Below are 24,448 nucleotides of genomic sequence, written 5' to 3' on the forward strand. Positions count from 1 at the left end.
CTTAATCCCCGTCTAACCCTGCGGTAGGCGGACGAGAAGGACTGTCCGCGGGGAAGCGTGGGATACGGGGACGCATGCATATCTCTTTCCTGATTCACAACGCGTACGGAATCGGTGGGACGATCCGGACGACGTACAACCTGGCGAACACACTCGCCGAGCAGCACGACGTCGAGATCGTCTCCGTCTTCCGGCACCGCGACGACCCCGTGTTCTCGCCCGACTCCCGCGTCCGGCTCAGTCACCTGGTCGACATGCGCAAGGAAAGCCCCGGGTACGAAGGGGAGACCGCCGAGGCTCTGCGGCCCGCCCGGACGTTCCCCAGCGCGGAAGGCCGCTACGACCAGTACAGCGCCCTCACCGACCGGCGCATCGCCGAGCATCTCTCCTCGGTCAGCGCCGATGTGGTGGTCGGTACGCGTCCCGGCCTGAACGTGCATCTGGCCCGCGAGACCGCGCGCGGCCCGCTGCGGGTCGGCCAGGAGCACCTCACGCTCGACAGCCACTCCAAGGAACTGCGCCGTCAGCTGCGCAGCGTCTACCCCCGCCTCGACGTCCTGACCACGACGACCGAGGCCGACGCCCGTGCCTACCGCCGCATGATGCGCCTGCCCGGCGTCCACGTCCAGGCCGTGCCCAACCCGGTGCCCGCGCCCGGCATCGAGCCCGCCGACGGCAACCAGAAATGGGTCGTCGCCGCCGGGCGGCTCGCCCCCGTCAAGCGGTACGACCTGCTGATCCGGGCCTTCGACCAGGTGCGCGCGGAGCGCCCCGACTGGCGCCTTCGGATATACGGCGGCGGCAAGCAGAAGGACAAGCTGCGTGCCCTGATCGACGAACTCGGCCTCTACAACCACGTCTTCCTGATGGGGCCCGCCCACCCCATCGAGCCCGAGTGGGCCAAGGGCTCCATAGCGGCCGTCACCTCCAGCCTGGAGTCCTTCGGCATGACCATCGTCGAGGCGATGCGCTGCGGCCTGCCCGTCGTCGCCACCGACTGCCCGCACGGACCGGGCGAGATCATCGACAACGGTGTCGACGGGCGCCTCGTCGAGGTCGGCAACCCGGACGCGATCGCGGGCGGACTGCTCGAACTGATCAACAACGACACGCTCCGCCGGCGGATGGCGGGCGCCGCGCTCGAGGACTCCGAGCGCTTCGACCCGGCCCACATCGCCGAACGCTACGACGAGATGTTCACCGGGATGCTGGCCCGCGGCAGCTCCTTCGGCGGCCGGATGCGCGGCTCACTGCACCGCACCCGCGGCGCGCTCCTGAACGGCGCGTACGCGGTGCGGGACATCGGACATGGGGTACCGACCAGCGGCATACAGACGAAGGGATCCACCGCATGACGGCCTTGGCCACCTCGGACGCCTCATCGCCCTGCGACGCCGGTGGCGATCAGGACGTCGCGGCGGCACCACGCGCGGACTGCATAGCCGACTCCGCGGGAGGCCTCACCTTCGACGTCACCGACCCCGGCGGCAAGGGCGCGGCCTATCTGCTGCTGCGCCACCGCGACGCCGCGTCCACCGACGAGGACGTGCGCCTGCCGCTGTCACCGGCGGCCGACGGCAGGCTGCGGGCCGCGCTGCCCAGCAGCGTCGAGCTGGCCGAGGGACGCTGGAACGCCTACGCCGAGGTCGGGGGCGCCGCCCCGCGCCGCCTCGCGCCGGGCGTCAACGACCTGCGCTCGCTGGTCGACCGCGCCCCCAGCGGCGCCCGCGGCCACATCGCCGTCCGCATCCCGTACGCCACCAAGCAGGGCAACCTCTCCGTACGCAGCTGGCTGCGCGCCCCGCACGCGGAGATCGGCGAGCTGCGGATCGCCGACGCTTCGGTGACCGCGCAGGGCCGCGTCTACGGCACCGCGCTGACCGGCGCCGCCTACGCTGAGGCGTCCTGCCGCGCCGAGCCCGACCGGATCGAGCGTTACGAACTGACCGCCGACGGCGTGGAGTTCGGCTTCACCCTGCACTGCGACGTGCTCGCCGACAGCGGCCTCGGCCTCTGGGACCTCTGGCTGCGCCCGGCGGGGGGGAGCGGGCCGCGGATCCGGCTCGCGCGGCTCCTGGACGACATCCCGGACAAGAAGCAGATCTTCACCTACCCCGTGGTCCGGCTCGACACGGCGGCGCACGGCCCGCTCGAGGCGGGGCCGTACTACACGAACGACAACGACCTCTCGGTCCGGATCCGCGAGGCGAACACAGTCGAGGGCTGATGTCGCAAAGCCGGCGGGGGTGACGCCGTCGCGGACCGTGGCTGTCCGCGACGCCGGGCACAATCGGCCCATGTTGGAGACCTCCGCACGACTGCTCCGCCTGCTCTCGCTGCTTCAGGCCCATCGCGACTGGCCGGGCGCGGACCTGGCCGACCGGCTCGGCGTCACCCCGCGCACCGTGCGGCGTGACGTGGACCGGCTCCGCGAGCTCGGCTACCCCGTGAACGCGAGCCCCGGCACGGGCGGCGGCTACCGGCTCGGCGCGGGCGCGGAGCTGCCGCCGCTGCTCCTTGACGACGACGAGGCGGTCGCCGTGGCCGTCGGCCTGCGCACCGCCGCCGGACAGGGCATCGAGGGCATCGGCGAGACCTCCGTACGCGCCCTGACCAAGCTGGAGCAGGTCCTGCCGAGCAGGCTGCGGCGCCGGGTGGGCGCGCTGACGGCGTTCACCGTGCCGATGCTTCGGAGCCCGCGGCAGCAGGCCGTCGACCCCTCGGTCCTGACCGAACTGGCCCACGCCTGCCGGGACTCCGAGCGCCTGCGCTTCGACTACCGTGACCACGGCGGCAGTTCGACCCGGCGTACCGTCGAACCGCACCGCCTCGTCTGCACGGAGCGCCGCTGGTACCTGGTCGCCTGGGACGTCGACCGCGAGGACTGGCGTACGTTCCGCGCGGACCGCATCGAGCCCCGGCCGCCGCACGGACCGCGCTTCGCGCCGCGCACCCCGCCCGCCGACGACCTCGCCGCGTACGTCTCCAAGGGTGTCTCCACGCGTGCGTACGCCGCACAGGCGGTGTTGCGGCTCCTGGTGCCCCTGGAGGAGGCGGCCCAGCGGGCCACACCGTCGGACGGCACGCTGGAGGCCGAGACCGAGCGCAGTTGCCTGTTGCGCACGGGAGCCATGAGCCTGGACGTCATGGTGATCCATGTGCTCCTGATGGGCTTCGAGTTCGAGGTCGTCGAGCCCGTGGACCTCACCGATCGGATCAGCTCGGCGAGGGACCTCCTGAGCCGGGCCCTGGACCGGGGTGTTCGGTCTGCGGGTCCGGGTACTGCGCCTGGGGCGGATGGAACGCGGCGAACTCCGGATGGTGCAGGTCGAACGCCGGGGACTCCGAGCGGATCCGGGGCAGCGTGACGAAGTTGTGGCGCGGCACCGGGCACGGGGTGGCCCACTCCAGGGAGCGGCCGAAGCCCCAGGGGTCGTCGACGTCGACCTTCTTGCCGTACTTGGCGGTCTTCCAGACGTTGTAGAGGAACGGCAGCGTGGACATGCCGAGCAGGAACGCCCCGATGGACGAGATGGTGTTGAGCGCGGTGAAGCCGTCCGCCGCCAGATAGTCCGCGTACCGCCGTGGCATGCCCTCCGCGCCCAGCCAGTGCTGGACGAGGAACGTCACGTGGAAGCCGACGAAGAGCGTCCAGAAGTGGATCTTGCCGAGCGTCTCGTCGAGCATCTTCCCGGTGAACTTCGGCCACCAGAAGTAGAAGCCGCCGAAGGTCGCGAAGACGACGGTGCCGAAGACGACGTAGTGGAAGTGCGCCACGACGAAGTACGAGTCCGTGACGTGGAAGTCGAGGGGTGGCGAGGCCAGGATGACGCCGGTGAGCCCGCCGAAGAGGAAGCTCACCAGGAAGCCGACCGACCACAGCATCGGCGTCTCGAACGACAGCGACCCCTTGAGCATCGTCCCCGTCCAGTTGAAGAACTTCACGCCGGTGGGGACCGCGATGAGGAAGGACATGAAGGAGAAGAAGGGCAGAAGCACCGCGCCCGTCGCGAACATGTGGTGCGCCCACACGACGACGGAGAGCCCGGTGATGGCCATCGTCGCGCCGATCAGGGGCAGATAGCCGAAGATCGGCTTCCTGCTGAACACCGGGATGATCTCGGAGATGATCCCGAAGAACGGCAGCGCGATGATGTACACCTCGGGGTGCCCGAAGAACCAGAAGAGGTGCTGCCACAGGAGCGCTCCTCCGTTCTCCGGGGCGAAGACCATGGAGCCGAAGCGCCGGTCCGCCTCCAGGACGAGCAGCGCGGCGGCGAGCACGGGGAACGCGAGCAGCACCAGGATCGAAGTGAACAGCACATTCCAGGTGAAGACAGGCATCCGGAACATCGTCATGCCCGGCGCCCGCATCCCGATGATGGTCGTCAGGAAGTTCACCGAGCCGAGGATCGTGCCGAACCCGGACAGCGCGAGCCCCATGATCCACAGGTCGGCGCCGACCCCCGGTGACCGCTCCATGCTGTTGAGCGGCGCGTAGGCGAACCAGCCGAAGTCGGCGGGGCCGCTGGGCACCAGGAGCGAGCCGAGCACCATCAGGCCGCCGAAGAGGAACAGCCAGTACGAGAGCATGTTGAGCCGTGGGAAGGCCACGTCGGGTGCGCCGATCTGCAGCGGCATGATCTCGTTGGCGAAGCCCGCGAAGGTCGGCGTCGCGAAGAGCAGCAGCATGATCGTGCCGTGCATGGTGAACGCCTGGTTGAACTCCTCGTTGGTCATGAGCTGCAGCCCGGGACGGGCGAGTTCGGCCCGCATCATCAGGGCCATCAGGCCCGCGATCAGGAAGAACACGAACGACGTGATCAGGTACAGGTGACCGATCTTCTTGTGGTCGGTGGTGGTCAGCCAGTCCACGAGGACCCGGCCCGGACTCTTCTGCAAGGCCGGCGGTGCCGCCTCGGTTGCGGTCTCGGTCCCCATCACTCGCCCCTTCACCGTCGCGCCGCCCGGTCCTGCCCTGTGCGCTCACCGGAGCCAACCCGTGACCCACAGCAGGACCATCATGCTCGCGTCATGCCTGACTCCAACAGAGCGGCGCACCTCGATGTCCGAGAGCTTCGTTTCGAGGCTCGTCGAATGGAGCTCTCGCGGAGCCCCCCAGGCGTTTAGATCTCTCTCGCGGCAGGGGAACGTCCCGGCCACACGGATGCACAGGTCTTGAAGCCCATGGCGATATGCGCATGGCCTCGGGCCCGGTTGCATTCAGTCGACATCGAAGACAGGGATGGAACTAATGAAGCGCAAGCTCGCTGTGACGCTCGGCGCCATCACTCTGAGCGCGGCAGGTCTGTTCGGCTCGGCGGCTACTGCTGGAGCCACTGCTGCACCGCAGGGGTCCGGCTCCAGTGATGTGGGGATCCAGGCTGCCAGGTTCCACTTCTTCAAGCACGACAACTTCCAGGGGGCTCACGCCTCCGTCGGTGGTACGGACAAGAACCTCCGGAACAACACGTGGGCCGGCGGCACCGTTCACAACGGCACCAGCTCCGTTCAGAACCTGACTTCTCACTACGTGACGATGTGGGACCGCCCCAGCAGCTGCTCGGGTGACAAGCACAAGATGAAGCCCCGTGGCGAAGACAAGGACCTGACCAACAACCGCTTCGACAACAAGGCGAGCTGCGTCAAGTTCTCGTAGCCGTTGGAGAGCAAGCTAGCTCGTGTGGCGCCCACCGTTTCCGGTGCGGCGCCACACCTATGTATTACTCAGCGAGGAGACAAATGACGCCGCGTAAGGTCCTGGGTTCGCTGATCCTGCTGGCTCTTGTTGCTGGATGCTCGAGCAGTCCCAGTCCGACAGAGCCCCGGCGGGCTGAAACGCCGGCTGTCCCTCCCGCGACCGAGCAAGTCAAGGGATTGGTGCTCCCTTTTGACGCCTATGAACTCTCCAGCAGTGAGATATACATCGTCGAGTCCGCAGAAGACATCCTAGTTCGCGATTGCATGCGCAAGAAGAAGATGGAGTGGGAGTTGCTGCCGATTCCATCCTCGGATTCGCTCGATCCGGATAATCGTCGACGATACGGAGTGATGGAACCGAAGATTGCGAGCCGTTTTGGCTACCACGTACCACCGGACAGTTCCGATTTGACACGTAGGCAGAACGCCTGGAAGGAGCGCGAGAGGCTTCCGGTACGCGAGCAGTTGGCTTCCTTCGGGAAGGACGGGAACAGCGGTTGCTGGGGGAAGGCGCACGAGCAGTTGCTACGGGACGTGCCGGACGTTGGAAATCCGACACTGAATGATCTCAGGTCGAAGGAGTTCAGTGCGACGTTGCGTCACCCGGAGGTAGAACGTGCATTTCGCGCCTGGCGGAAATGCATGAAGGTGAGTGGATTCTCTTACGGCGATCCGTTGAGTGTGACGGAGGATCGCAAGTGGTCGAAGACGAACAGGCCGTCGCGCGAGGAGCTTGCGGTGGCGAAAGCGGACGTCCGATGCAAGGGGAGCGCCGATGTGGTCGACGTTTGGCGAGAGGTCGATACCGAGCTGCAAAGGAAGACCATCCGTGGCCATGCTGTTCAGTTCGACAAGATGAAAACTGCGAATAAGAGGCACTTGGCGGCGGCGCGCAGAGTTCTGGAGAGGTGATAGATTCTTGCTGCCGGTAAGGGGAAAGACCCCCTGGGAGAGACATCGTCAATGTTCCCCTGGGGTGAACTGTGCGCAAGCCGGCAATGAACAGAATGAGAGAACTGTGTGCACGGCCTGGAATGTGGGGCCCGCATTGGAGATAAATCCCACATCACATCGTTGTTACGAAGATGCGCCCGCGGGTCTGGGACTGCACTCACCCGCTGTAATCTCGATTGAGTGCGTACCGAACGAAACCCCACCCGTCTAGACCGGGTCTGGGCCCGCCTAGACCGGGAGCCCGAACGGTCAAGCCATCTCGACGTGCCAGCGATGACCCGGCATCGGATCGTGCTCTTCAGCGCGACCCTCGCCTTCTATCTCGCCATCATCGTCGCCATCGTGATCACGACCTGGCTTGTCCGCTTCGACTGGCAGGTCATGTTCTTCCGCCCGTACCAGCAGTGGCCCGAGGTCCATGCTTTCCTCGACTACTGGGTCGTGCTGGGCCAGCGTGGCCCGACGGCCGTCATGGTCTCGGCCTGGCTCGGCTGGCGCTCCTGGCGGCAGCACACGCTGCGCCCACTGCTGATGTTCGGTGCCGCTCTGCTGCTGCTCAATGTGACAGTGGGCGCTGCCAAGCTGGGCATGGGCCGCCTCGGCCCGCACTACGCGACGCTGATCGGCTCGAACGAGATGCTGAGGGGAGGGGACATATTTCCGTCGGGCCACACCGCCAACGCCGTTGTGACCTGGGGAATCCTCGCCTACATGGCCTCCACGCCGGTCACCCGGCGCTGGCTGTCCGCGGTCTCCGCCGTTGTCTCCCTGAGTGTGGGTCTCACGACCGTGTATCTCGGCACCCACTGGCTGAGCGATGTGCTCCTCGGCTGGGCCGCAGGTCTGCTCATTCTGCTCGCGTTGCCCTGGGTCGAGCCGCTGATGGCGCGGGCAGAAGGCTGGATCTTCGCCTACCGCGAGGTTTGGCGTGCCCGCCGAGCCGGCAGCGCCAAGCACCACCCGGCTCCGCCGGCGGGCGTCCCCGCCCTGTTCCCGCAGAGGATCCGTACGGATGACGGTGGCTCTGCCCTCGAGCCGGTCGGGGCCAGGTGCTCCTCCCCGGCTCCCGCTTACGTCACCCCGGGTACGCACGGCGTGCGCGCTGAGCGGAGTCAGGCTGCCCCTGGGGGGAACCGCTGCCCATCGCACCCCGATCGCGTCGTCCCGCGAAGTGCGAAGTCGGTCGTCCGGTAGCGGGCGGCCGCTCTCTGGAGACAGTGGGACGACGGTACGCACACACCCCGCGTCCCCACACGGCGAAGGGCCTCAGTTCCGCCGGAACTGAGGCCCTTCGCCGGTTCGACGCACCGCCGTCTGGTCTTGCACGGCACGATGTCAACCCTTCCAACAGCGGGTCACCGTGTCGTGTTCAACCTCGAAGTTGAGCCGTCCTGAAAGGTATTCCATGGTGATGATTGCGCCTGGCGCGAGTGATCTGACAGTGGACCAGCCGCGCTCGCGAGCTTGATGTTCAGCGTGCTCGACGGCGAGACCGACGTAACTGTTCGGGGCGTCCTGGGGCTCTGCGGGTGCTGGGGCCATGCCCACCAGCCTAGGGCGGGCGACTATGGGACGTAAGGGGATACTGACGGCAATCTCGACTGCCCCGGCGTCATGAGAGGTGCCGGGCGCCGAGGAAGGCGTGGCCCTCAGTGGTGTAGTTCAATGCTCTCTTGCGTCGCGAATTGCCGCAGATTCTCTCATATGTGGGCCCTTGCGGTTCGGTGGTAGTAGACGAATTTTCCGACACGTATTCGTTCTACCCAGCCCGCCTGGTAGAGCATCTTCAGGTGATAGGAGACGGTGGACAGGCTCAGGTGTTGCCGTTTGGCGAGTTCAGTGGTGGTGCGTGGGGTCTCTAGGTCCAGTAGCAACGTAGATCTGGAAGACCCGATCACGGTTTCCAGCGACTCTGTAGGCCTGCATTCCCCATCATGTGATTTCCTGTGTGGATTGGCTGGGTAGGTCACGATCATTTCTCGATTGTCCCACGGGTCAATGGTCACCAAGGGGCGCGATGTGGCAATGGATGGACACAGGGTTATTCTTTCCACCCGCGACGTTTCGACCTCGTACTGGCTGTCGATAATTAGTTCGTTCTTGTAGTAAGTGATCGACGGGTGCAGCGAATCGAGAGTCCCGCCCAGTCCCTCCGCGCTCATCAGGTTCGACCTGTGGACGACGTCGGCCGTCGCCTTGGCTGCCAATGTCGGCCAGTGTGAGGCCAGGGAGTGCTCCCAGAATTCTCTCATCTCCAACGCCAGGCGGGTGGCGTAGGTTTCTCCGCTGGTTCTGATCCGCGTGAGGAGATCCATCCCCCACGGGGCGTTTTCCGCTACCTTTCTGGCCTGTATTTCGGCCAAATAGGATGGGGCTCCCGCTACTCGTTCCAGTTCGTAGTTCACGTGCGGGTCCGAGGTCATGGGGGTGAAAGGAGGATAGTCTGTCACGTCGCTGCAAATGTGACGTAGCGTCTGCAGGAGGTGGAGCCTATGGGATACCAGGGTCTCCTCGATCGAGATCGACTCCATTTCAGAATCATTACCGGTGTGGTATGGATGCAAAACCAGGCAAGTTTGGATGAGCGGAGATATCGTAAAGCGCGTAGCCGCCAGAATCGATGGAGTCAGAGTTATGCGAATCATGATTCCCCGTATTGGTGTTCTTTGTGTGGCTTGATCCCCGATGAACCTGAATTGCGGCCTGGTCTTGGCCTCTGGTCCGCGGGGTGTTTGATGTGGCTGTCGATCAGCGGGGCCGGGGAGGGGTCGGAGCCTGCGAGCGAAGGCGGAAGTCACGCGTCGAGCGGTGCGGGTTCCGGGCTTCCGAACTAGTTGCATGCGCGACCATTCGATGTCCTAAGCAATGATGAATCGTCTGTGACTCCCCGGTTGCGATCAGTGATCGAGCCTATGAAATCCGCCACCTGATTGCGGCGCCCTCTAACGGATTCTGAGGTTCTTCTGAGGTTCGGAGGAGTGTTCGCGCAGGTTCATGGCGAATGGACTGGTTCGCGCGGTCCGGCTGGGCAGCGTGGCGTATGCCACACCGTCTCCGTGCAACCGTGAGAGGTCCGCCACGCGCCACAGTCGTGAACTCGCGTACTCTGGCGGCTCACTCGCCTTTCGTTGCCGCCAGCTGGGAGATCACGTCCCGCGGGGCCGCCGATGCGAGGGATCACTGGGAGGTATCGCACATGTCGGGTTCAACCACGGCCACCGCTCCTTCCGGCCGTCGGGTACCCGGGTCGCAGGGCGGCGCCAACCGTTGGCTGGTGCTCGTCGTTCTCTGCGTAAGCCTGTTGCTCGTCGCCGTCGACGCCACCGTTCTGCACGTGGCGGTGCCCGCAGTCACCGAGGACCTGAAGCCCGGTGGCATCGAGCTGCTGTGGATCGTGGACGTCTATCCACTGGTCTGCGCCTCGCTGCTCATCCTCTTCGGCACCCTCGGCGACCGGGTGGGCCGCAGACGGGTGCTCCTCCTCGGTTACGCCCTCTTCGGCGTGGCATCGGCCGTGGCCGCCATGGCGGACAACGCCCAGATCCTGATCGCGGCCCGCGCCCTGCTCGGCGTCGGCGGCGCGATGATCATGCCCGCGACGCTCTCGATCCTCCGCCAGGTCTTTCCCGACCGGCGCGAGCGCGCCGTCGCCATCGGTGTGTGGAGCGCGGTGGCCGGAATCGGCGCGGCGGGCGGGCCGCTGCTCGGCGGCTTCCTGCTCGAGCACTTCTGGTGGGGCTCGGTCTTCCTGATAAACATCCCGCTGATGCTGGTCAGCCTGCCCATCGGGCGCTGGCTGCTTCCGGAGTCGACGGGCGACCGCGACGGGCCGTGGGACGTGGTCGGCGCGCTGATGGCCGCGGGCGGTCTCTTCGGCCTCGTGTTCGCGGTGAAGCGGGCGGGCGGCGGAGAGTCGCCGTTCGGCATGACGACCCTCCTGTCGTTCTTCCTGGGCGCTGCCCTCCTGGTCGGCTTCGTCCGCAGGCAGCGGCGGCGCAAGCACCCGCTCATCGATCTGTCGATGTTCGCGCGGCCCGCGTTCAGCACCTCGCTCGGCTGCATCGTGCTCGCGATGCTCGCCCTGGTGGGCCTCGAACTGGTCGCCGCGCAGTATCTGCAGCTGGTGCTCGGCCTCTCCCCGCTGGAGACCGGTATGCGGCTCGTGCCGCTCACCGTCGCCGCGATGGCCGCGGGTCTCGCCGGATCCAAGCTCCTGCACCGCTTCGGCCCGCGCTCGATGGTCGCTTCCGGTTTCACCCTGACCGCGGTGGCCGTGCTGGTGCTCACCGGTCTGGGCGACGAGGTCAACGACCCGCTCCTGCTCTTCAGCTTCGTCCTGCTCGGCCTCGGTCTGCAGACCACGCTCTTCGGCTCCTACGAGTCGATGCTCAGCGAGGCGCCCCAGTCGCAGGCGGGCGGCGCCGCCGCGATCGGCGAGACCTCGTACCAACTGGGCGCCGGCATCGGCATCGCGCTGCTCGGCAGCGTCATGAACGCGGCGTACGCGCCGGGCCTCTCGTCCGTCCAGGGCGTGCCCGCCAAGGAGAGCTCCGCGGCGAGCCACTCGCTCGGCGAGGCGTACGAGGTCGCTTCGGGGCTCGGTGGCGGGGCGGGCGAGGCGCTGCGCACCGCCGCGCGCGAGTCCTTCGTGCACGGGCTGCACGTGACCCTGCTGGTCAGCGCGGGGCTGCTGCTGCTCGGCGCGCTGATGGCGCTGAAGCTGCCGCGGACCATGGAGTGCGGGGCGCCTGCGGCGCCGTCCGAGCAGGGGGTCCCGGCGCCCCGGAGCGAGGCGGGCGTTCCTGCGGAGTCCCTCCGCTGACGTGCTTCCCCGGCCTTCGGCCGGGGAGTTCCCCCACCCACCCGCCCTTGGTCCTTGGTAACGTCAACGCGAGTCGTAAGTAACTACCACTGCTAGTTTTTGCGCCGCCGGAGGCCCGAGATGTCCGCACGCAGCCGCACCCCCCTGCCGCCCTTCGACCCCGCCGACCCCCTCGGCATCGACGATCTCCTGGAGCCGGAGGACCTCGCGATCCGCGAGACCGTCCGCACCTGGGCGGCCGACCGCGTCCTGCCGCATGTCGCCGACTGGTACGAGAAGGGCGAGCTGCCCGGCATCCGCGATCTCGCTCGTGAGCTCGGCTCGATCGGCGCCCTCGGCATGTCCCTGGAGGGCTACGGCTGCGCAGGGGCGAGCTCCGTCCAGTACGGGCTCGCCTGCCTGGAGCTGGAGGCCGCCGACTCCGGCATCCGCTCGCTGGTCTCCGTTCAGGGATCCCTCGCCATGTACGCCATCCACCGCTTCGGCTCCGAGGAGCAGAAACAGCGCTGGCTGCCCGGCATGGCCGCGGGCGAGATCATCGGCTGCTTCGGCCTGACCGAGCCCGATCACGGGTCCGACCCGGCGTCCATGCGCACCTTCGCCAAGAAGGACGGCACCGACTGGGTGCTCACCGGGCGCAAGATGTGGATCACCAACGGCTCCGTGGCCGGGGTCGCCGTGGTCTGGGCGCACACCGACGACGGGATCAGGGGCTTCGTCGTCCCCACCGAGACCCCCGGCTTCTCGGCGCCCGAGATCAAGCACAAGTGGTCGCTGCGCGCGAGCGTCACCAGCGAGCTGGTGATGGACGAGGTACGGCTGCCCGCCGACGCGGTGCTTCCCGAGGTCACCGGCCTCAAGGGCCCCCTGAGCTGTCTCTCCCACGCGCGCTACGGCATCGTCTGGGGAGCCATGGGCGCCGCCCGCTCCTCCTTCGAGGCAGCCGTCGAGTACTCCAAGACCCGCGAGCAGTTCGGCAGGCCCATCGGCGGCTTCCAGCTCACCCAGGCCAAGCTCGCCGACATGGCGGTCGAGCTGCACAAGGGCATCCTGCTCGCGCATCACCTCGGCCGGCGTCTGGACGCGGGCAGGCTCCGTCCCGAACAGGTCAGCTTCGGCAAGCTCAACAACGTACGAGAAGCGATCGAGATCTGCCGCACGTCCCGGACGATCCTGGGCGCGAACGGGATCTCGCTGGAGTATCCCGTGATGCGGCATGCGACGAATCTCGAGTCGGTGCTCACCTATGAGGGCACCGTCGAGATGCATCAACTCGTGTTGGGCAAGGCGCTCACCGGCCTTGACGCCTTCCGGTGAGCGGCCTCGCCCGCTAGCTCTGGTTGAAGAAACCGTCCGCCGGACGGCTCCGGGCCTCCCCGTTGACGATGTTCGTGTCGGCGGGGCTGAGCAGGAAGACCCGCGTCGCCACGCGCTCGATGGAGCCGCGCAGTCCGAACGTCAGGCCCGCCGCGAAGTCCACGACGCGCTTGGCGTCGCCGGGCTCCATCGACGTGAGGTTGATGATGACCGGGACACCGTCCCGGAAGAGTTCGCCGATGCCGCGCGCGTCCCGGAAACTGTCCGGGGTCACGGTCCCGATCCGGCGCCCTTCCTCTTCGGCGGCCTCGGCGACCACCCGCACCCGCGGGTCGGTCACCCAGGCTTCGCCGGGCCCCTCGGCCCCGTCGTCGTCGTAGCCGTCGTAGTAACGCTCGTCATTGTTGTTGTCGTCGACGAGGCCAAGCCAGGCACTCGCCTTGCGCACCGATCCCATGGACGCCTCCTCTCACAGCGGGCTTTCTGCGTTCCGCATCCCCATGTTCGTCCATGATGCGGATAGTGCGCCAAGTGGATAGTCGCCGCGCGGGGTTTTCGTGACGGTACTGGTGCAGAGTCAACACGCCGTAAACGCGTGATTCCCCAAGGGTCCTGCTGTGTACGGCTGCTGACAGTGAGTGAAATATGATTGTTCGCGGCGTATGGGTGACGACCGGTGCGTCCGGGTGAACGGACCCCTCGATACGATGCCCGAGTTGATCGTCAACGGGCTCACGGGGGAGTCGTATGTTCGGAATCGTCAGGCCCTGCAGCCATCGTCTGGGAGAAGGCCTCAAGACGCAATGGATGGCGCATCTGTGCGGGCTCTGTCTCGCCCTGCGGGGTGATCACGGCCAGTTCGCCCGCGTCGTGACCAACTACGACGGCCTGATCATCTCGGTTCTGACGGAGGCTCAGGCCGCCAGGTCGACCGGCTGGAGGCGCACCGCGGGGCCCTGCCCCCTCCGTGGAATGCGCACCGCTTCCGTCGCGCAGGGCGAGGGCGCACGGCTCGCCGCCGCGGTCTCGCTGGTGCTCGCGTCGGCGAAGGTGCGCGACCACGTCGCCGACGGGGACGGCCTCTTGGCGCGCAGGCCGGTGGCCGCCGCCGCCCGGAAGGTCGCACGGAGCTGGGACCGGGCGGGCGCCCGCACCGGCGCCGATGTGGGCTTCGACACGGCGGTCCTGCTCGACGCCGTCGAACGGCAGGTCGGCATCGAGAGCTTGGCGGGCCCCGGCACCTCGCTGCTCACGGTCACCGAGCCGACCGAGACCGCGACCGCAGCCGCCTTCGCGCACACCGCCGTCATCGCGGGCAGGCCGGGCAACGCCGAGCCACTCGCCGAGGCCGGGCGGCTCTTCGGCAGGCTCGCGCATCTCCTGGATGCCGTGGAGGACAAGGAAGCTGACGCCGCGTCGGATGCGTGGAACCCGCTGACGGCCACGGGCACCGGTCTCGTCGAGGCCCGGCGCCTCGCCGACGACGCCCTGCACGGCATACGGCTCGCGCTGCGCGACGCCGAATTCACGGACGGCAAGCTGGCGCATGTGCTGCTCGCGCATGAGCTGGGGCGCTCGGTGGACCGGGCCTTCGGGACCGACGCGTGCGGGCACACCCATGAGGTGACGGCCCATCAGGGTGGTTCCTTCGGGCCGCCGCCGCCATCCCCGGGGCAGGGTGGGCCGTACGGGCAGCAGGGCGGACCGTACGGGAACAGCAACCCGTACGGAGGCGGGGTGCCGGGGGGTCCCGGTGGCCCCGGCGGGTTCGGGGGTGGGCACGGGCCCGAGCAGCAGCCGCCGAAGCCGGGCAAGCGGGGCTTCTGGGCGGGGTGCGCGGTCGCCATCGGCCTCTGCTGCACCTGCAAGCTGTGCTGCGCCGATTCGTACGAGGGCCCCTGGTCCCGCAAGAGGCGCGAGGGGTGCTGCAACAACTGCGGCGACAGCGGATGTTGCTCCTGTTGTGAGTGCTGCTCCTGCTGCGACTGCGGGCTCTAGGGTTGATCACATGACGACGGACGCTTCACGGGACTGGAAGCACTGGCACGAGCAGCGGACGGAGATGGTGTCCGCGCCCTACGGCCCGCTCACGCTCACCGGCACCCACTGGCTCGCTGACTACCCGGATGGTTCGCTTCCGGACATCCCCGGGCGCTGGACCGAGGCGGGCGACGAGATCGTCCTGACCGCCGGCGCCGACGACGGGCTCACCCTCGACGGGCAGCTGTTCAGCGGCGAGGCCCGCCTCGCCGCCGATCCCGGTCCTGTCGGCGCGGCCCGCGTCGGGCACGGCGACCGCCGCCTGGTCGTGCTGCGTCGCGAAGGGCTCTGGGCGGTACGCGACTTCGACCCGGAGTCCGCCGCGCGCCGCGCCTTCCGGGGCATCGAGGCCACGGGGTACGACGCGCGCTGGGCGGTACCGGGGCGATTTACGCCGTACGCCGCCGAGAGCACCACCGACGGGGTGCGCACCGTCCGGGTCGGCAACGCTGACGGGGTGGAGCGGGGGCTCGGACTGGGCGGTGAGCTGGCCTTCACCCTGGCCGGAAAGGAGCACACGCTCCAGGCGTCGGTGGAGGGCGACGGCTCCTTGTGGGCGGTGTTCGCCGACGCGAGCAGCGGAGTGTCCAGCTACCGGTTCCGGTTCCTGCGGCCCGCCGCGCCGGACGCCGAGGGGCGCACGACGGTGGACCTCAACCGCGCGCTTCTTCCCCCGTGCGCCTTCGCCGACCACTTCATCTGCCCGTTCCCGCCGCCGGGCAACACCCTTGACGCCGAGATCGCCGCAGGAGAGCGGAACCTCATCGGCCGCTGACACGTCAGAAGAAGAGCCGATGACCCAAGCCCCGACGGCGTACGACAGGTACGACAGCCGTCGGGGCCGGTTGCCGTGTATCCGGCTTACGGCCGAAAGGCGCCCTTGTGCGCGGTGTCCGTGGCCCGAATACTCCCGAGCAGCGCTTGTCAGGAGCACGGCGTATCCGGAATCCGGCTTGCCCTTTGCTCATTGGCTGCGCCTCACGGGTCCGCAACCCACACGGACCCACTGACTTCCCCTCGGGAGGAACAACAAGTGAGGAACAAGCGCACCACCCCCCGCAGCGGCATAGCGAGACACACACGTCTGCTGGCCGTGGCCACCGGACTTGTGGCCGTCGGCGCGCTCGCCGTCCCCGCTGCGAACGCCAACGACGTCACCACCTTCAGCTCGGCGCAGCTCACCAAGGCGAGCGACGCGGTGCTCGACGCGGATGTCGCAGGCACCGCATGGAGTGTCGACAAGGCGACGAACCGCCTGGTCGTCACCGCCGACAGCACCGTCTCCAAGGCCGAGATCGCCAAGATCAAGGAGGCGGCGGGCAGCAACGCGGGCGCCCTCAAGGTCGAGCGCACTCCCGGCAAGTTCAGCAAGCTGATCTCCGGCGGCGACGCGATCTACGCGTCAAGCTGGCGCTGCTCGCTCGGCTTCAACGTCCGCAGCGGCAGCACCTACTACTTCCTCACCGCCGGTCACTGCACCGACGGCGCGGGCACCTGGTGGGCCAACTCCGCGAAGACCACGGTCCTTGGCACCACGCATGGCTCCAGCTTCCCGACCAACGACTACGGCATCGTCAGGTACACGAACTCGTCGATCACCAAGTCGGGCACGGTCGGCAGCCAGGACATCACCAGCGCGGGCAACGCCACCATGAACCAGGCCGTCACCCGGCGCGGCTCGACCACCGGCACTCACAGCGGCCGGGTCACCGGCCTGAACGCCACCGTCAACTACGGCGGCGGCGACATCGTCTACGGCATGATCAAGACCACCGTCTGCGCCGAGCCCGGCGACAGCGGCGGCCCGCTCTACGCGGGGTCCAAGGCACTCGGCCTCACCTCGGGCGGCAGCGGCAACTGCTCATCGGGCGGCACGACGTTCTTCCAGCCGGTCACCGAGGCGCTGAGCGCGTACGGCGTGAGCGTCTACTGATCCAGGTACGACTGATCCAGGTACGACTGATCCGCGTATGACTGATTGATGTACGACCTGATCCACGCGCGGCTGACCCACGCACGGCCAGTCTGCAGCCAGCAGCAGGGGAGCCCCCGTCCGGAAGACCGGGCGGGGGCTCTCTCCTGTCTCCCGTCTCCCTTTGTGCGCCCTGCGGCGTTACCTTCGAAGTGCACGCCCAACACGCCCAATTCGGACCCTGGGGGCCGGCATGGTCGAGGAGCTGGTGGTGGCGGGAGTAGCCGTCGGGTCTGTCGGAGCGGTCTATGTGATGGCTGCGGCGCGTGTCGTCAAACAGTACGAACGGGGCGTGGTGCTCCGGCTCGGGAAGCTGCAGCGTTCGGTGCGCGGGCCCGGGTTCACCATGGTCGTGCCGTTCGTGGACCGGCTCCGCAAGGTCAACATGCAGATCGTGACGATGCCGGTCCCCGCGCAGGACGGCATCACCCGGGACAACGTCACGGTGCGCGTGGACGCGGTCATCTACTTCAAGGTGATCGATGCCGCCGAGGCCGTCGTGCAGGTGGAGGACTACCGCTTCGCTGTCTCGCAGATGGCGCAGACGTCGTTGCGCTCGATCATCGGCAAGAGCGATCTCGACGATCTGCTCTCCAACCGCGAGCAGCTCAACCAGGGCCTGGAGCTGATGATCGACTCCCCGGCCGTCGGCTGGGGCGTGCAGATCGACCGGGTCGAGATCAAGGACGTGTCGCTCCCGGAGACCATGAAACGGTCCATGGCCAGGCAGGCCGAGGCCGACCGTGAGCGCCGGGCCCGCGTGATCAACGCGGACGCCGAGCTGCAGGCCTCCAAGAAGCTGGCCCAGGCGGCGCATGAGATGGCGGACGAGCCCGCGGCGCTCCAACTGCGGCTGCTCCAGACCGTGGTGGCGGTCGCCGCCGAGAAGAACTCGACCCTCGTCCTGCCCTTCCCCGTGGAGCTCCTGCGCTTCCTGGAGCGGTCCACGCAGGGGCAGCAGCCGCCCGCGGGTGCGCCCGGTCCCGTATCCGCAGGGTCCGAGCCTCCCGCCGCCGTGACCGAATCTCCCGCCGTCACGCTGCCGGATTTCGGTGCTCCGGATTCGGAAGCCGGTGAGCGGGACGCGCCAGGAACGTCGAGAACCGGACAGGACTAGTCCTTACCCGCTGCCGATCACCCGCTCGCACGCGGTGTTTGCAGCGGGGACCGACGTGGTGGGACCGGCGTCGGTGAAGGCGCGGGGGGCGCGCGGTGACTGTCGCGTGCGCGTCCTGAAGTAGACCTTGTGTGCTACCGGACGGTATCGGGATAGTGGGCGCACCCCTTGGCATGGACGCGGCTTTCGCAGCGTGAGCGACTCCTTGCCGGTACGCCTTCCGGTCCCCAGGTCCCCACACCGAACGGGCCGACCCCCCACAGGAGGACGTGACTTGAAGCACCGACGCATATCCAAGCGACGTGCAGCCGTGGCAGGTGCGGGCATCACCGCACTGATCGCCGCCGGAATCACCTTCCAGACTGCGAACGCGAGTGAGAGTGCCCCGACCCCCACGCCGGACACCCTCTCGGTCGCGAAGGCCGGAAAGCTCGCCTCGTCCCTCGGCAAGGACCTCGGCCTGGACGCGGCCGGTACGTACTACGACGCCAAGGCCAAGAACCTCGTCGTGAACGTCCTCGACAAGAGCGCTGCCGACGCCGTCGAGTCGGCCGGCGCCAAGGCGAGAATCGTCGAGAACTCACTCGCCGAGCTGAAGAGCGCCCGTACGACGCTCAGCGACAAGGCGTCCATCCCCGGCACCTCGTGGGCGGTCGACCCGGCCACCAACAAGGTCGTCGTGACGGCGGACCGCACGGTCAAGGGGGCCCAGCTCGACAAGCTCGGCGCGGTCGTGAAGGGCCTCGGCTCCAAGGTCGAACTCCAGCACAGCAAGGGGGAGTTCAAGCCCTTCATCGCAGGTGGCGACGCCATCTGGGGTGGCGGCAGCCGCTGCTCGCTCGGCTTCAACGTGGTCAAGGACGGCGCTCCGCACTTCCTGACCGCGGGCCACTGCACCGAAGCGGTGACCAGCTGGTCCGAGGAGCAGGGCGGCCCGGCCATCGGTGAGAACGCGGGCTCCAGCTTCCCCGACAACGACTACGGCATCGTCAAGTACAGCGGCGACACCGCGCACCCGAGCGAGGTGAACCTCTACAACGGCTCGACGCAGGCCATCACCAAGGCGGGCGACGCGACCGTCGGTCAGAAGGTGCAGCGCAGCGGCTCGACCACGCAGCTGCACGACGGCTCGGTCACGGGTCTCGACGCCACCGTGAACTACGGCAACGGCGACATCGTCAACGGACTCATCCAGACCGACGTCTGCGCCGAGCCCGGCGACAGCGGCGGCGCGCTCTTCGCGGGCGACACCGCGCTCGGTCTCACCTCGGGCGGCAGCGGTGACTGCAGCGCCGGCGGGGAGACGTTCTTCCAGCCGGTTCCGGAGGCGCTGTCCGCCTTCGGTGCGGAGATCGGCTAGCCAGGAGCGCCCCCGGCAGGGGGCAGCGGGACAGGGGCCGGTCCGCCGCCATGGGCGGACCGGTCTCTTTTTCATGTGCGCTTGTGAAAACATTCACAAGGACCTTTGGCCTGCTCAGAGGGGTCTTCTGCGGCGCCCGAAGGCCGGCGGACGGGTGTCGAATTGAGGTATCAGCGAAAAGGTCTCACCGAAGGAGCCCCGCCATGGAGGCCAACGAGATGGTGGACGGACTGGTCAAGGGAGCGCTGACCGCGCTCGGCCGGTTCGCGTCGTACGACCAGGAGCAGGTCGACCACATCGTGAAGAAGGCCTCCCTCGCCGCGCTGGGCCGGCACGGGGATCTTGCGAGGCTGGCCGTGGAGGAGACGGGCCGCGGGCTCTTCGAGGACAAGGCCGTCAAGAACCTCTTCGCCTGCGAGCACGTCGTCAACTCGATGCGCGGCCTGAAGACCGCGGGCGTCATCTCCCGTGACGAGCTGAACGGCATCACCGAGATCGCCGAACCGGTCGGCGTCGTCTGCGCCATGACCCCGGTGACCAACCCGACGTCGACGACCCTCTTCAAGGCCCTCATCGCCCTGAAGACCCGCAACCCGATCATCTTCGCCTTCCACCCCAGCGCCCAGCGCTGCTCCGCCGAGGCCGCCCGCGTCGTGCGCGACGCCGCGATCGAGGCCGGCGCCCCCGCCAACTGCGTGCAGTGGATCGAGGAGCCCTCGATGGAGGCCACCGGGCTGCTCATGAACCACACCGGCGTCTCCACCATCCTCGCCACCGGCGGCAACGCCATGGTCAAGTCCGCCTACTCCTGCGGCAAGCCCGCGCTCGGCGTCGGCGCGGGCAACGTACCCGCGTATGTCGCACGCAGCGGCAAGCTGCGTCGCGCGGTGCACGACATCGTGCTCTCCAAGGCCTTCGACCACGGCATGATCTGCGCATCGGAGCAGGCCGTGATCCTCGACAAGGAGGTCTACGACGAGGGGATCGCGGAGTTCGAGCGGCTCGGCGCGTACGTCGTCACGGCGGCCGAGAAGACCAAGCTGGAGGAGTTCGTCTTCGGGACGACGGCCTTCGGCGCCGACTGCGCGAGCGCGAAGCTGAACGCGGCCGTCGTCGGCAGGTCCCCGCGGTGGATCGCCGAACAGGCCGGATTCGAGGTCCCCCAGGGCACGTCGGTCATCGTCGCCGAGTGCGCGGAGGTCGGCGACGGCGAGCCGCTCACCCGCGAGAAGCTCTCCCCGGTCCTTGCCGCCCTGAAGGCCGAGACCACCGAGCAGGGCCTCGAACTGTCCGCCCGGATGGTCGAGTTCAACGGCCTGGGGCACAGCGCCGCGATCCACACCGAGGACGACGAGCTCGCCGAGGAGTTCGGCAGGCGGGTCAAGGCGGTGCGCGTCATCGTCAACGCTCCCTCGACCTTCGGCGGCATCGGCGACGTCTACAACGCCTTCCTGCCCTCGCTCACCCTCGGCTGCGGCTCCTACGGACACAACTCGGTGTCCGACAACGTCTCCGCGGTCAACCTGATCAACGTCAAGCGGATCGGACGGCGCAACACCAACATGCAGTGGTTCAAGGTTCCGCCGAAGATCTACTTCGAGCGCAACTCCCTGCGCTACCTGGGGGAGATGGACGGCATCAGGCGGGTCTCGATCGTGACGGACAAGACGATGTCGACGCTCGGCTTCGTGCGGCGTGTGACCGACATCCTCGCCGCGCGCCCCGAGGCCGTCACCGTCCAGGTCATCGACGACGTCGAGCCCAACCCTGAGCTCGCGACCGTCCGGGCCGGAGCCGCGCGCATGCGGGACTTCGAGCCGGACACGATCATCGGGCTCGGCGGCGGCTCGCCGATGGACGCCGCCAAGATCATGTGGCTGATGTACGAGCACCCGGAGATCGAGTTCGCCGACACCAAGGAGAAGTTCTTCGACATCCGCAAGCGGGCCTTCAAGTTCCCGGGCCTCGGCGAGAAGGCGCAGATGGTGGCCGTCCCGACCACCTCGGGCACGGGCAGCGAAGTCACCCCCTTCGCCGTCATCTCCGATCCGGAGGCCGCGCAGAAGTACCCCCTCGCGGACTACGCGCTCACCCCGAACGTCGCGATCGTCGACCCGGTGCTTCCGATGAAGCTCCCCGCGACGGTCACCGCCGACTCCGGCTTCGACGCGCTGACCCACGCCACCGAGGCGTACGTCTCGGTGTACGCGAACGACTACACCGACGGGCTCTGCCTCCAGGCGATCAAGCTCATCTTCGAGAACCTGGAGCGGTGCGTCGTGAACGGGGCCGCCGACCCCGAGGCACGCGAGAAGATGCACAACGCCTCGACCGTGGCGGGCATGGCCTTCGCCAACGCCTTCCTGGGCCTGGTGCACGCGATGGCACACACCCTCGGCAACACCTTCCACGTCTCGCACGGCCGCACCAACGCGCTGCTCCTGCCGCACGTCATCCGGCACAACGGCACGGTGTCGGCCAAGGCGACGCCGTGGCCGAAGGCCGAGGTCTACCGGGCGCCGGAGCGGTTCCAGGAGATCGCCCGGATGCTGGGGCTTCCGGCGGCTTCCCCTGAGCAGGGGGTGGAGTCCTACGCCCGTGCCGTCGAGGAGCTGCGCGGGAAGTGTGGCCTTCCCGGCTCCTTCCGGGAGGAGGGCGTCGACGAAGCGGCCTTCATCGAAGCGCTGCCGGAGCAGGCGATGAACGCGTATGCGGATCAGTGCGCGCCTGCCAACCCCCGGATGCCGATGCTCTCCGAGATGGAGGAGCTTATGCGGCAGGCGTATTACGGCAACGGGGAGGGCGCCTGATCCGGTTCGCCGTCTGCGGGCCGCATGTGGCTGGTCGCGCAGCTCCCCGCGCCCCTTACGGGGCCTAGCGCTTGGGCCAGTACCACAGCGGCTCGTCCAGGAGGCTTTCCCGGCCCGCCACCGTCGTCTGCCCGGACTCCTTGAGCAGTTCTATGGAGTTCACGTCGACGCGGTGGCGGGCCGCTCCCTTGGCGACTGCTTCGGCGAGAGGCTGGGCGTGGGTCACCAGGACGACCTGCGTGTCCTTCGTCGCGGTCAGGATCAGGTCCGCGAGCGGCCGCAGGAGATCCGGATGCAGGCTCGTCTCCGGTTCGTTCAGGACGAGGAGCGAAGGTGGCCGGGGAGTGAGCAGTGCCGCGGTCCACAGCAGATAGCGCAGCGTTCCGTCGGACAGCTCGGCCGCTCCGAGGGGACGGTTCAATCCGCGCTGGTGCAGCTGGAGTTCGAAACGGCCCCCGCTGTCGACGACCCCCACCCGGCTGCCGGGGAAGGCGTCGTCCACCGCCGCGTCGAGCGCCGCCGGATCGCCGATCTCGCGGATGGTCTGCAGGGCCGCCGCCAGGTCCGCGCCGTCATGGCCGAGGACGGGGGTGCGGGTGCCGATGCGGGCGGCGCGGGCGGGGGCTTCGGCGTCGGTGCGCACGTGGTCGTAGAACCGCCAGGAGCGGATCAGTTCGCGCAGCCTGAGCAGATCGGGGGCCAGCTGCGGATCGGCCAGTTCGCTCAGCATGCTGTCGTACGGCCTGATGCCCTGGGCGCGGTGCCAGCCGCCGTCGGCGGTGCGGGTGCGCACGGCGGGGCCGGCGCGGTCGCAGAGCAGCGCGGCGGGGCGCAGGACGGGTCCGGCCCAGGTGCACTCGCGCTTGATCTCCGGGTCGAGGTTGAACATCGAGGGCGCCGCGCCGGATCCCGAGGTGGGGATCGGGTGGCCGAAGTCGACCCCGTACCCGAACTCGTCGCCCGCGAAGCCGAGGCGCAGGCTGGTCGCCTCCGCCTTCGCGGGGCCCGCCCACAGTGCCGAGGGCAGCCCGCCCTCGCGGGCGAGGGCGGCCACCGCACCGCCCCGCGCGGAGTCGGCGAGCAGCCGCAGCGCGCGGTACAGGCTCGACTTCCCGGTGCCGTTCGCGCCCGTCACGACGTTCAGCCGGTCCAGGGGGACGATCAGTTTGCGCAGGGAGCGGTAGTTCTCGACTGCCAGGGTGGTGATCATCGCTCAAGCCTCGCACCCGGGTCTGACAACGGCCGCGGGAGCGGGCTTCGGGGCGGGCCGCTCGGCTCACCGGCGGTGGGCGCCGGTGTCCGTTTCCGGTTCCTCCATCGCGGGCCGCTGCCCCGGCTGGCGGTCCCCGCGCAGCGCGGACATGGCCAGGGTGATGACGGTGCCGAGGACCGCCCAGGCGGCGAGCACCAGCATCGGTCCGGTGATCGCGTTGCCCTTGAAGTACGCGATGGAGCGCGCCACCCAGGTGCCCGCGCCCGGCGGCAGCCAGGGGCCGATCTCCTTCCAGAACGGCGGGAGCATCGGCAGCGGGAAGGCGCCGCCCGCGCTCGGGTTGCCGGCGATCACGACGAGCAGGACGGCGAGGCCGATGCCCACGATGCCGGTGAGCGACTGCAGGGCGAGCGTGATCGCGCCGACCCCGAAGATCACCAGGGCGCCGAGGCCCCACAGGCCCATGATGCTGCCGGGCAGGGCGCCGAGAATCGGCCCGATGATGATCGCGCCGCCGAGTCCGCCGATGATCGAGTAGAGCGCCATGGTGCCGAGCCTGATCACCGCGCGCGGCACGTTGGCGGCCCGGGAGCCCGCGCTGATCGCCAGGATCGATGCGCACAGATAACCGCCGACACACCAGCCGACGACCAGGTAGAAGGACGAGAGTCCGTTGAAGTCCTGGTTCGAGGCGGGGGCCACGTCGATGGTCTTCACCGTGCGCTTCTCGTCCGCATCGACCTTGGTGGTGAGCTCGGTCAGGGTCCTGGAGAGGGCGGTGCCGCCGCCCGAGCCGACCAGGAGGGTGTCGGTGGTGCCCCGGGGGTCGACGATCAGGGCGCCGTCGATGTCGCGGTTCATGATCTGGTGCCGGGCAGTGGCCTCGTCCTTGACCACGCGCGGATCGAGCGGTTCGTCGGGGAGTTTCCCGAGCTTGTCCGACGTCTCCTTGGCCGCGGGACCCGGAGCGACGACTCCGAAGGGCACGTCTCTCGGCTTCGGGTCGTGCAGGGCCCCTACGTAGGAGGCGATGAACAGCAGCTGCAGGGCCAGTACACCGATGACCAGCAGGGCTGCTCGCGGGGTGACGGCGCTCTTCAACTCATCGGTGAAACTCATGCCCCCACGCTCCGTGGCCCCCGT

19 protein-coding genes and 1 pseudogene are annotated in these 24,448 nt (G+C 68.3%); 14 read left to right on the plus strand and 6 right to left on the minus strand.

Going from position 1 to position 24,448, the window contains the following annotated elements; translation table 11 throughout:
- Nucleotides 1–74: 74 nt before the first annotated feature.
- From ACZ5WE_RS14195 to ACZ5WE_RS14205, 3 genes are all read left to right on the plus strand, one after another.
- Nucleotides 75–1,355 (plus strand): glycosyltransferase family 4 protein, encoded by a 1,281-nt coding sequence (locus ACZ5WE_RS14195; protein ID WP_467687005.1) that lies wholly within the window; start codon nt 75–77, stop codon nt 1,353–1,355.
- Nucleotides 1,352–2,227: a hypothetical protein gene (locus tag ACZ5WE_RS14200; RefSeq protein WP_467687003.1), complete on the plus strand. Its 876-nt coding sequence runs from the start codon at nt 1,352–1,354 to the stop codon at nt 2,225–2,227. Before ACZ5WE_RS14195 ends, ACZ5WE_RS14200 begins: the two co-directional genes overlap by 4 nt.
- Nucleotides 2,228–2,297: 70 nt before the next feature.
- Nucleotides 2,298–3,368, plus strand: a complete 1,071-nt coding sequence (locus ACZ5WE_RS14205) for a helix-turn-helix transcriptional regulator (protein ID WP_467687001.1) — start codon at nt 2,298–2,300, stop codon at nt 3,366–3,368.
- A gap of 1 nt (nt 3,369) precedes the next feature.
- Here the strand turns inward: ACZ5WE_RS14205 and ctaD are convergent.
- Nucleotides 3,370–4,941 (minus strand): annotated as a pseudogene (ctaD, locus tag ACZ5WE_RS14210) (aa3-type cytochrome oxidase subunit I); the annotation flags it as partial.
- Nucleotides 4,942–5,254: 313 nt separating this feature from the next.
- On the opposite strand from ctaD, the gene ACZ5WE_RS14215 reads away from it, so the two are divergent.
- From ACZ5WE_RS14215 to ACZ5WE_RS14225, 3 genes are all read left to right on the plus strand, one after another.
- Complete coding sequence (locus ACZ5WE_RS14215; RefSeq protein ID WP_467686999.1) at nt 5,255–5,659, plus strand: peptidase inhibitor family I36 protein; 405 nt, start codon at nt 5,255–5,257, stop codon at nt 5,657–5,659.
- Between the two features lie 83 nt (nt 5,660–5,742).
- Nucleotides 5,743–6,612 (plus strand): hypothetical protein, encoded by an 870-nt coding sequence (locus ACZ5WE_RS14220; RefSeq protein ID WP_467686997.1) that lies wholly within the window; start codon nt 5,743–5,745, stop codon nt 6,610–6,612.
- Nucleotides 6,613–6,834: 222 nt separating this feature from the next.
- A complete protein-coding gene (locus ACZ5WE_RS14225) occupies nt 6,835–7,848 on the plus strand; it encodes a phosphatase PAP2 family protein (RefSeq protein WP_467686995.1) in 1,014 nt (337 codons plus the stop codon).
- Between the two features lie 141 nt (nt 7,849–7,989).
- On the opposite strand, the gene ACZ5WE_RS14230 is transcribed toward ACZ5WE_RS14225, so the two are convergent.
- The gene (locus tag ACZ5WE_RS14230; RefSeq protein ID WP_467686993.1) at nt 7,990–8,196 is read right to left on the minus strand and encodes an I78 family peptidase inhibitor; all 207 of its coding nucleotides are present in this window, start codon (nt 8,194–8,196) and stop codon (nt 7,990–7,992) included.
- Nucleotides 8,197–8,354: 158 nt separating this feature from the next.
- Nucleotides 8,355–9,185: an ArsR/SmtB family transcription factor gene (locus ACZ5WE_RS14235; RefSeq protein ID WP_467686991.1), complete on the minus strand. Its 831-nt coding sequence runs from the start codon at nt 9,183–9,185 to the stop codon at nt 8,355–8,357.
- 665 nt (nt 9,186–9,850) lie between these two features.
- Between ACZ5WE_RS14235 and ACZ5WE_RS14240 the strand changes: the two genes are divergently transcribed.
- Together ACZ5WE_RS14240 and ACZ5WE_RS14245 are read left to right on the plus strand one after the other, a co-directional pair.
- Nucleotides 9,851–11,476 (plus strand): MFS transporter, encoded by a 1,626-nt coding sequence (locus ACZ5WE_RS14240; protein ID WP_467686989.1) that lies wholly within the window; start codon nt 9,851–9,853, stop codon nt 11,474–11,476.
- A gap of 120 nt (nt 11,477–11,596) precedes the next feature.
- Nucleotides 11,597–12,793 carry an acyl-CoA dehydrogenase family protein gene (locus tag ACZ5WE_RS14245; protein ID WP_467686987.1) on the plus strand — a complete coding sequence of 399 codons (1,197 nt, stop codon included), beginning with the start codon at nt 11,597–11,599 and terminating at the stop codon, nt 12,791–12,793.
- Between the two features lie 13 nt (nt 12,794–12,806).
- Here the strand turns inward: ACZ5WE_RS14245 and ACZ5WE_RS14250 are convergent, their stop codons facing one another.
- Nucleotides 12,807–13,250: a cell division protein SepF gene (locus ACZ5WE_RS14250; RefSeq protein ID WP_467686985.1), complete on the minus strand. Its 444-nt coding sequence runs from the start codon at nt 13,248–13,250 to the stop codon at nt 12,807–12,809.
- A gap of 290 nt (nt 13,251–13,540) precedes the next feature.
- On the opposite strand from ACZ5WE_RS14250, the gene ACZ5WE_RS14255 reads away from it, so the two are divergent.
- The 6 genes from ACZ5WE_RS14255 to adhE all read left to right on the plus strand — a co-directional run bounded on the left by ACZ5WE_RS14255 (nt 13,541) and on the right by adhE (nt 22,092).
- Complete coding sequence (locus ACZ5WE_RS14255) at nt 13,541–14,791, plus strand: DUF5685 family protein (protein ID WP_467686983.1); 1,251 nt, start codon at nt 13,541–13,543, stop codon at nt 14,789–14,791.
- A gap of 10 nt (nt 14,792–14,801) precedes the next feature.
- Complete coding sequence (locus ACZ5WE_RS14260; RefSeq protein WP_467686981.1) at nt 14,802–15,608, plus strand: DUF1684 domain-containing protein; 807 nt, start codon at nt 14,802–14,804, stop codon at nt 15,606–15,608.
- Between the two features lie 258 nt (nt 15,609–15,866).
- Nucleotides 15,867–16,766, plus strand: coding sequence for a S1 family peptidase (locus tag ACZ5WE_RS14265; protein WP_467686979.1), 900 nt, complete (start codon nt 15,867–15,869; stop codon nt 16,764–16,766).
- A gap of 232 nt (nt 16,767–16,998) precedes the next feature.
- Nucleotides 16,999–17,922, plus strand: a complete 924-nt coding sequence (locus ACZ5WE_RS14270) for a slipin family protein (RefSeq protein ID WP_467686977.1) — start codon at nt 16,999–17,001, stop codon at nt 17,920–17,922.
- A gap of 274 nt (nt 17,923–18,196) precedes the next feature.
- The gene (locus ACZ5WE_RS14275) at nt 18,197–19,282 is read left to right on the plus strand and encodes a S1 family peptidase (protein ID WP_467686975.1); all 1,086 of its coding nucleotides are present in this window, start codon (nt 18,197–18,199) and stop codon (nt 19,280–19,282) included.
- Between the two features lie 203 nt (nt 19,283–19,485).
- Nucleotides 19,486–22,092 (plus strand): bifunctional acetaldehyde-CoA/alcohol dehydrogenase, encoded by a 2,607-nt coding sequence (adhE, locus tag ACZ5WE_RS14280; protein ID WP_467686973.1) that lies wholly within the window; start codon nt 19,486–19,488, stop codon nt 22,090–22,092.
- A gap of 64 nt (nt 22,093–22,156) precedes the next feature.
- Here adhE and ACZ5WE_RS14285 read toward each other — a convergent pair whose 3' ends face one another.
- Together ACZ5WE_RS14285 and ACZ5WE_RS14290 are read right to left on the minus strand one after the other, a co-directional pair.
- Nucleotides 22,157–23,302 (minus strand): AAA family ATPase, encoded by a 1,146-nt coding sequence (locus ACZ5WE_RS14285; RefSeq protein WP_467686971.1) that lies wholly within the window; start codon nt 23,300–23,302, stop codon nt 22,157–22,159.
- Between the two features lie 66 nt (nt 23,303–23,368).
- Nucleotides 23,369–24,424: a DUF3533 domain-containing protein gene (locus ACZ5WE_RS14290; protein ID WP_467686969.1), complete on the minus strand. Its 1,056-nt coding sequence runs from the start codon at nt 24,422–24,424 to the stop codon at nt 23,369–23,371.
- Nucleotides 24,425–24,448 lie beyond the last annotated feature (24 nt).

Source organism: Streptomyces sp. NPDC033180, from assembly GCF_055577645.1.

Bases quoted from the DNA above. Each gene is read 5' to 3' on its own strand.
- ACZ5WE_RS14270 (WP_467686977.1), top strand. From the start codon at position 16,999: ATGGTCGAGGAGCTGGTGGTGGCGGGAGTAGCCGTCGGGTCTGTCGGA.
- ACZ5WE_RS14230 (WP_467686993.1), bottom strand. From the start codon at position 8,196: ATGGCCCCAGCACCCGCAGAGCCCCAGGACGCCCCGAACAGTTACGTC.
- ACZ5WE_RS14195 (WP_467687005.1), top strand. From the start codon at position 75: ATGCATATCTCTTTCCTGATTCACAACGCGTACGGAATCGGTGGGACG.
- ACZ5WE_RS14220 (WP_467686997.1), top strand. From the start codon at position 5,743: ATGACGCCGCGTAAGGTCCTGGGTTCGCTGATCCTGCTGGCTCTTGTT.
- ACZ5WE_RS14255 (WP_467686983.1), top strand. From the start codon at position 13,541: ATGTTCGGAATCGTCAGGCCCTGCAGCCATCGTCTGGGAGAAGGCCTC.
- ACZ5WE_RS14290 (WP_467686969.1), bottom strand. From the start codon at position 24,424: ATGAGTTTCACCGATGAGTTGAAGAGCGCCGTCACCCCGCGAGCAGCC.
- ACZ5WE_RS14245 (WP_467686987.1), top strand. From the start codon at position 11,597: ATGTCCGCACGCAGCCGCACCCCCCTGCCGCCCTTCGACCCCGCCGAC.
- adhE (WP_467686973.1), top strand. From the start codon at position 19,486: ATGGAGGCCAACGAGATGGTGGACGGACTGGTCAAGGGAGCGCTGACC.
- ACZ5WE_RS14205 (WP_467687001.1), top strand. From the start codon at position 2,298: ATGTTGGAGACCTCCGCACGACTGCTCCGCCTGCTCTCGCTGCTTCAG.
- ACZ5WE_RS14240 (WP_467686989.1), top strand. From the start codon at position 9,851: ATGTCGGGTTCAACCACGGCCACCGCTCCTTCCGGCCGTCGGGTACCC.
- ACZ5WE_RS14250 (WP_467686985.1), bottom strand. From the start codon at position 13,250: ATGGGATCGGTGCGCAAGGCGAGTGCCTGGCTTGGCCTCGTCGACGAC.
- ACZ5WE_RS14260 (WP_467686981.1), top strand. From the start codon at position 14,802: ATGACGACGGACGCTTCACGGGACTGGAAGCACTGGCACGAGCAGCGG.
- ACZ5WE_RS14285 (WP_467686971.1), bottom strand. From the start codon at position 23,302: ATGATCACCACCCTGGCAGTCGAGAACTACCGCTCCCTGCGCAAACTG.
- ACZ5WE_RS14235 (WP_467686991.1), bottom strand. From the start codon at position 9,185: ATGGAGTCGATCTCGATCGAGGAGACCCTGGTATCCCATAGGCTCCAC.
- ACZ5WE_RS14215 (WP_467686999.1), top strand. From the start codon at position 5,255: ATGAAGCGCAAGCTCGCTGTGACGCTCGGCGCCATCACTCTGAGCGCG.
- ACZ5WE_RS14200 (WP_467687003.1), top strand. From the start codon at position 1,352: ATGACGGCCTTGGCCACCTCGGACGCCTCATCGCCCTGCGACGCCGGT.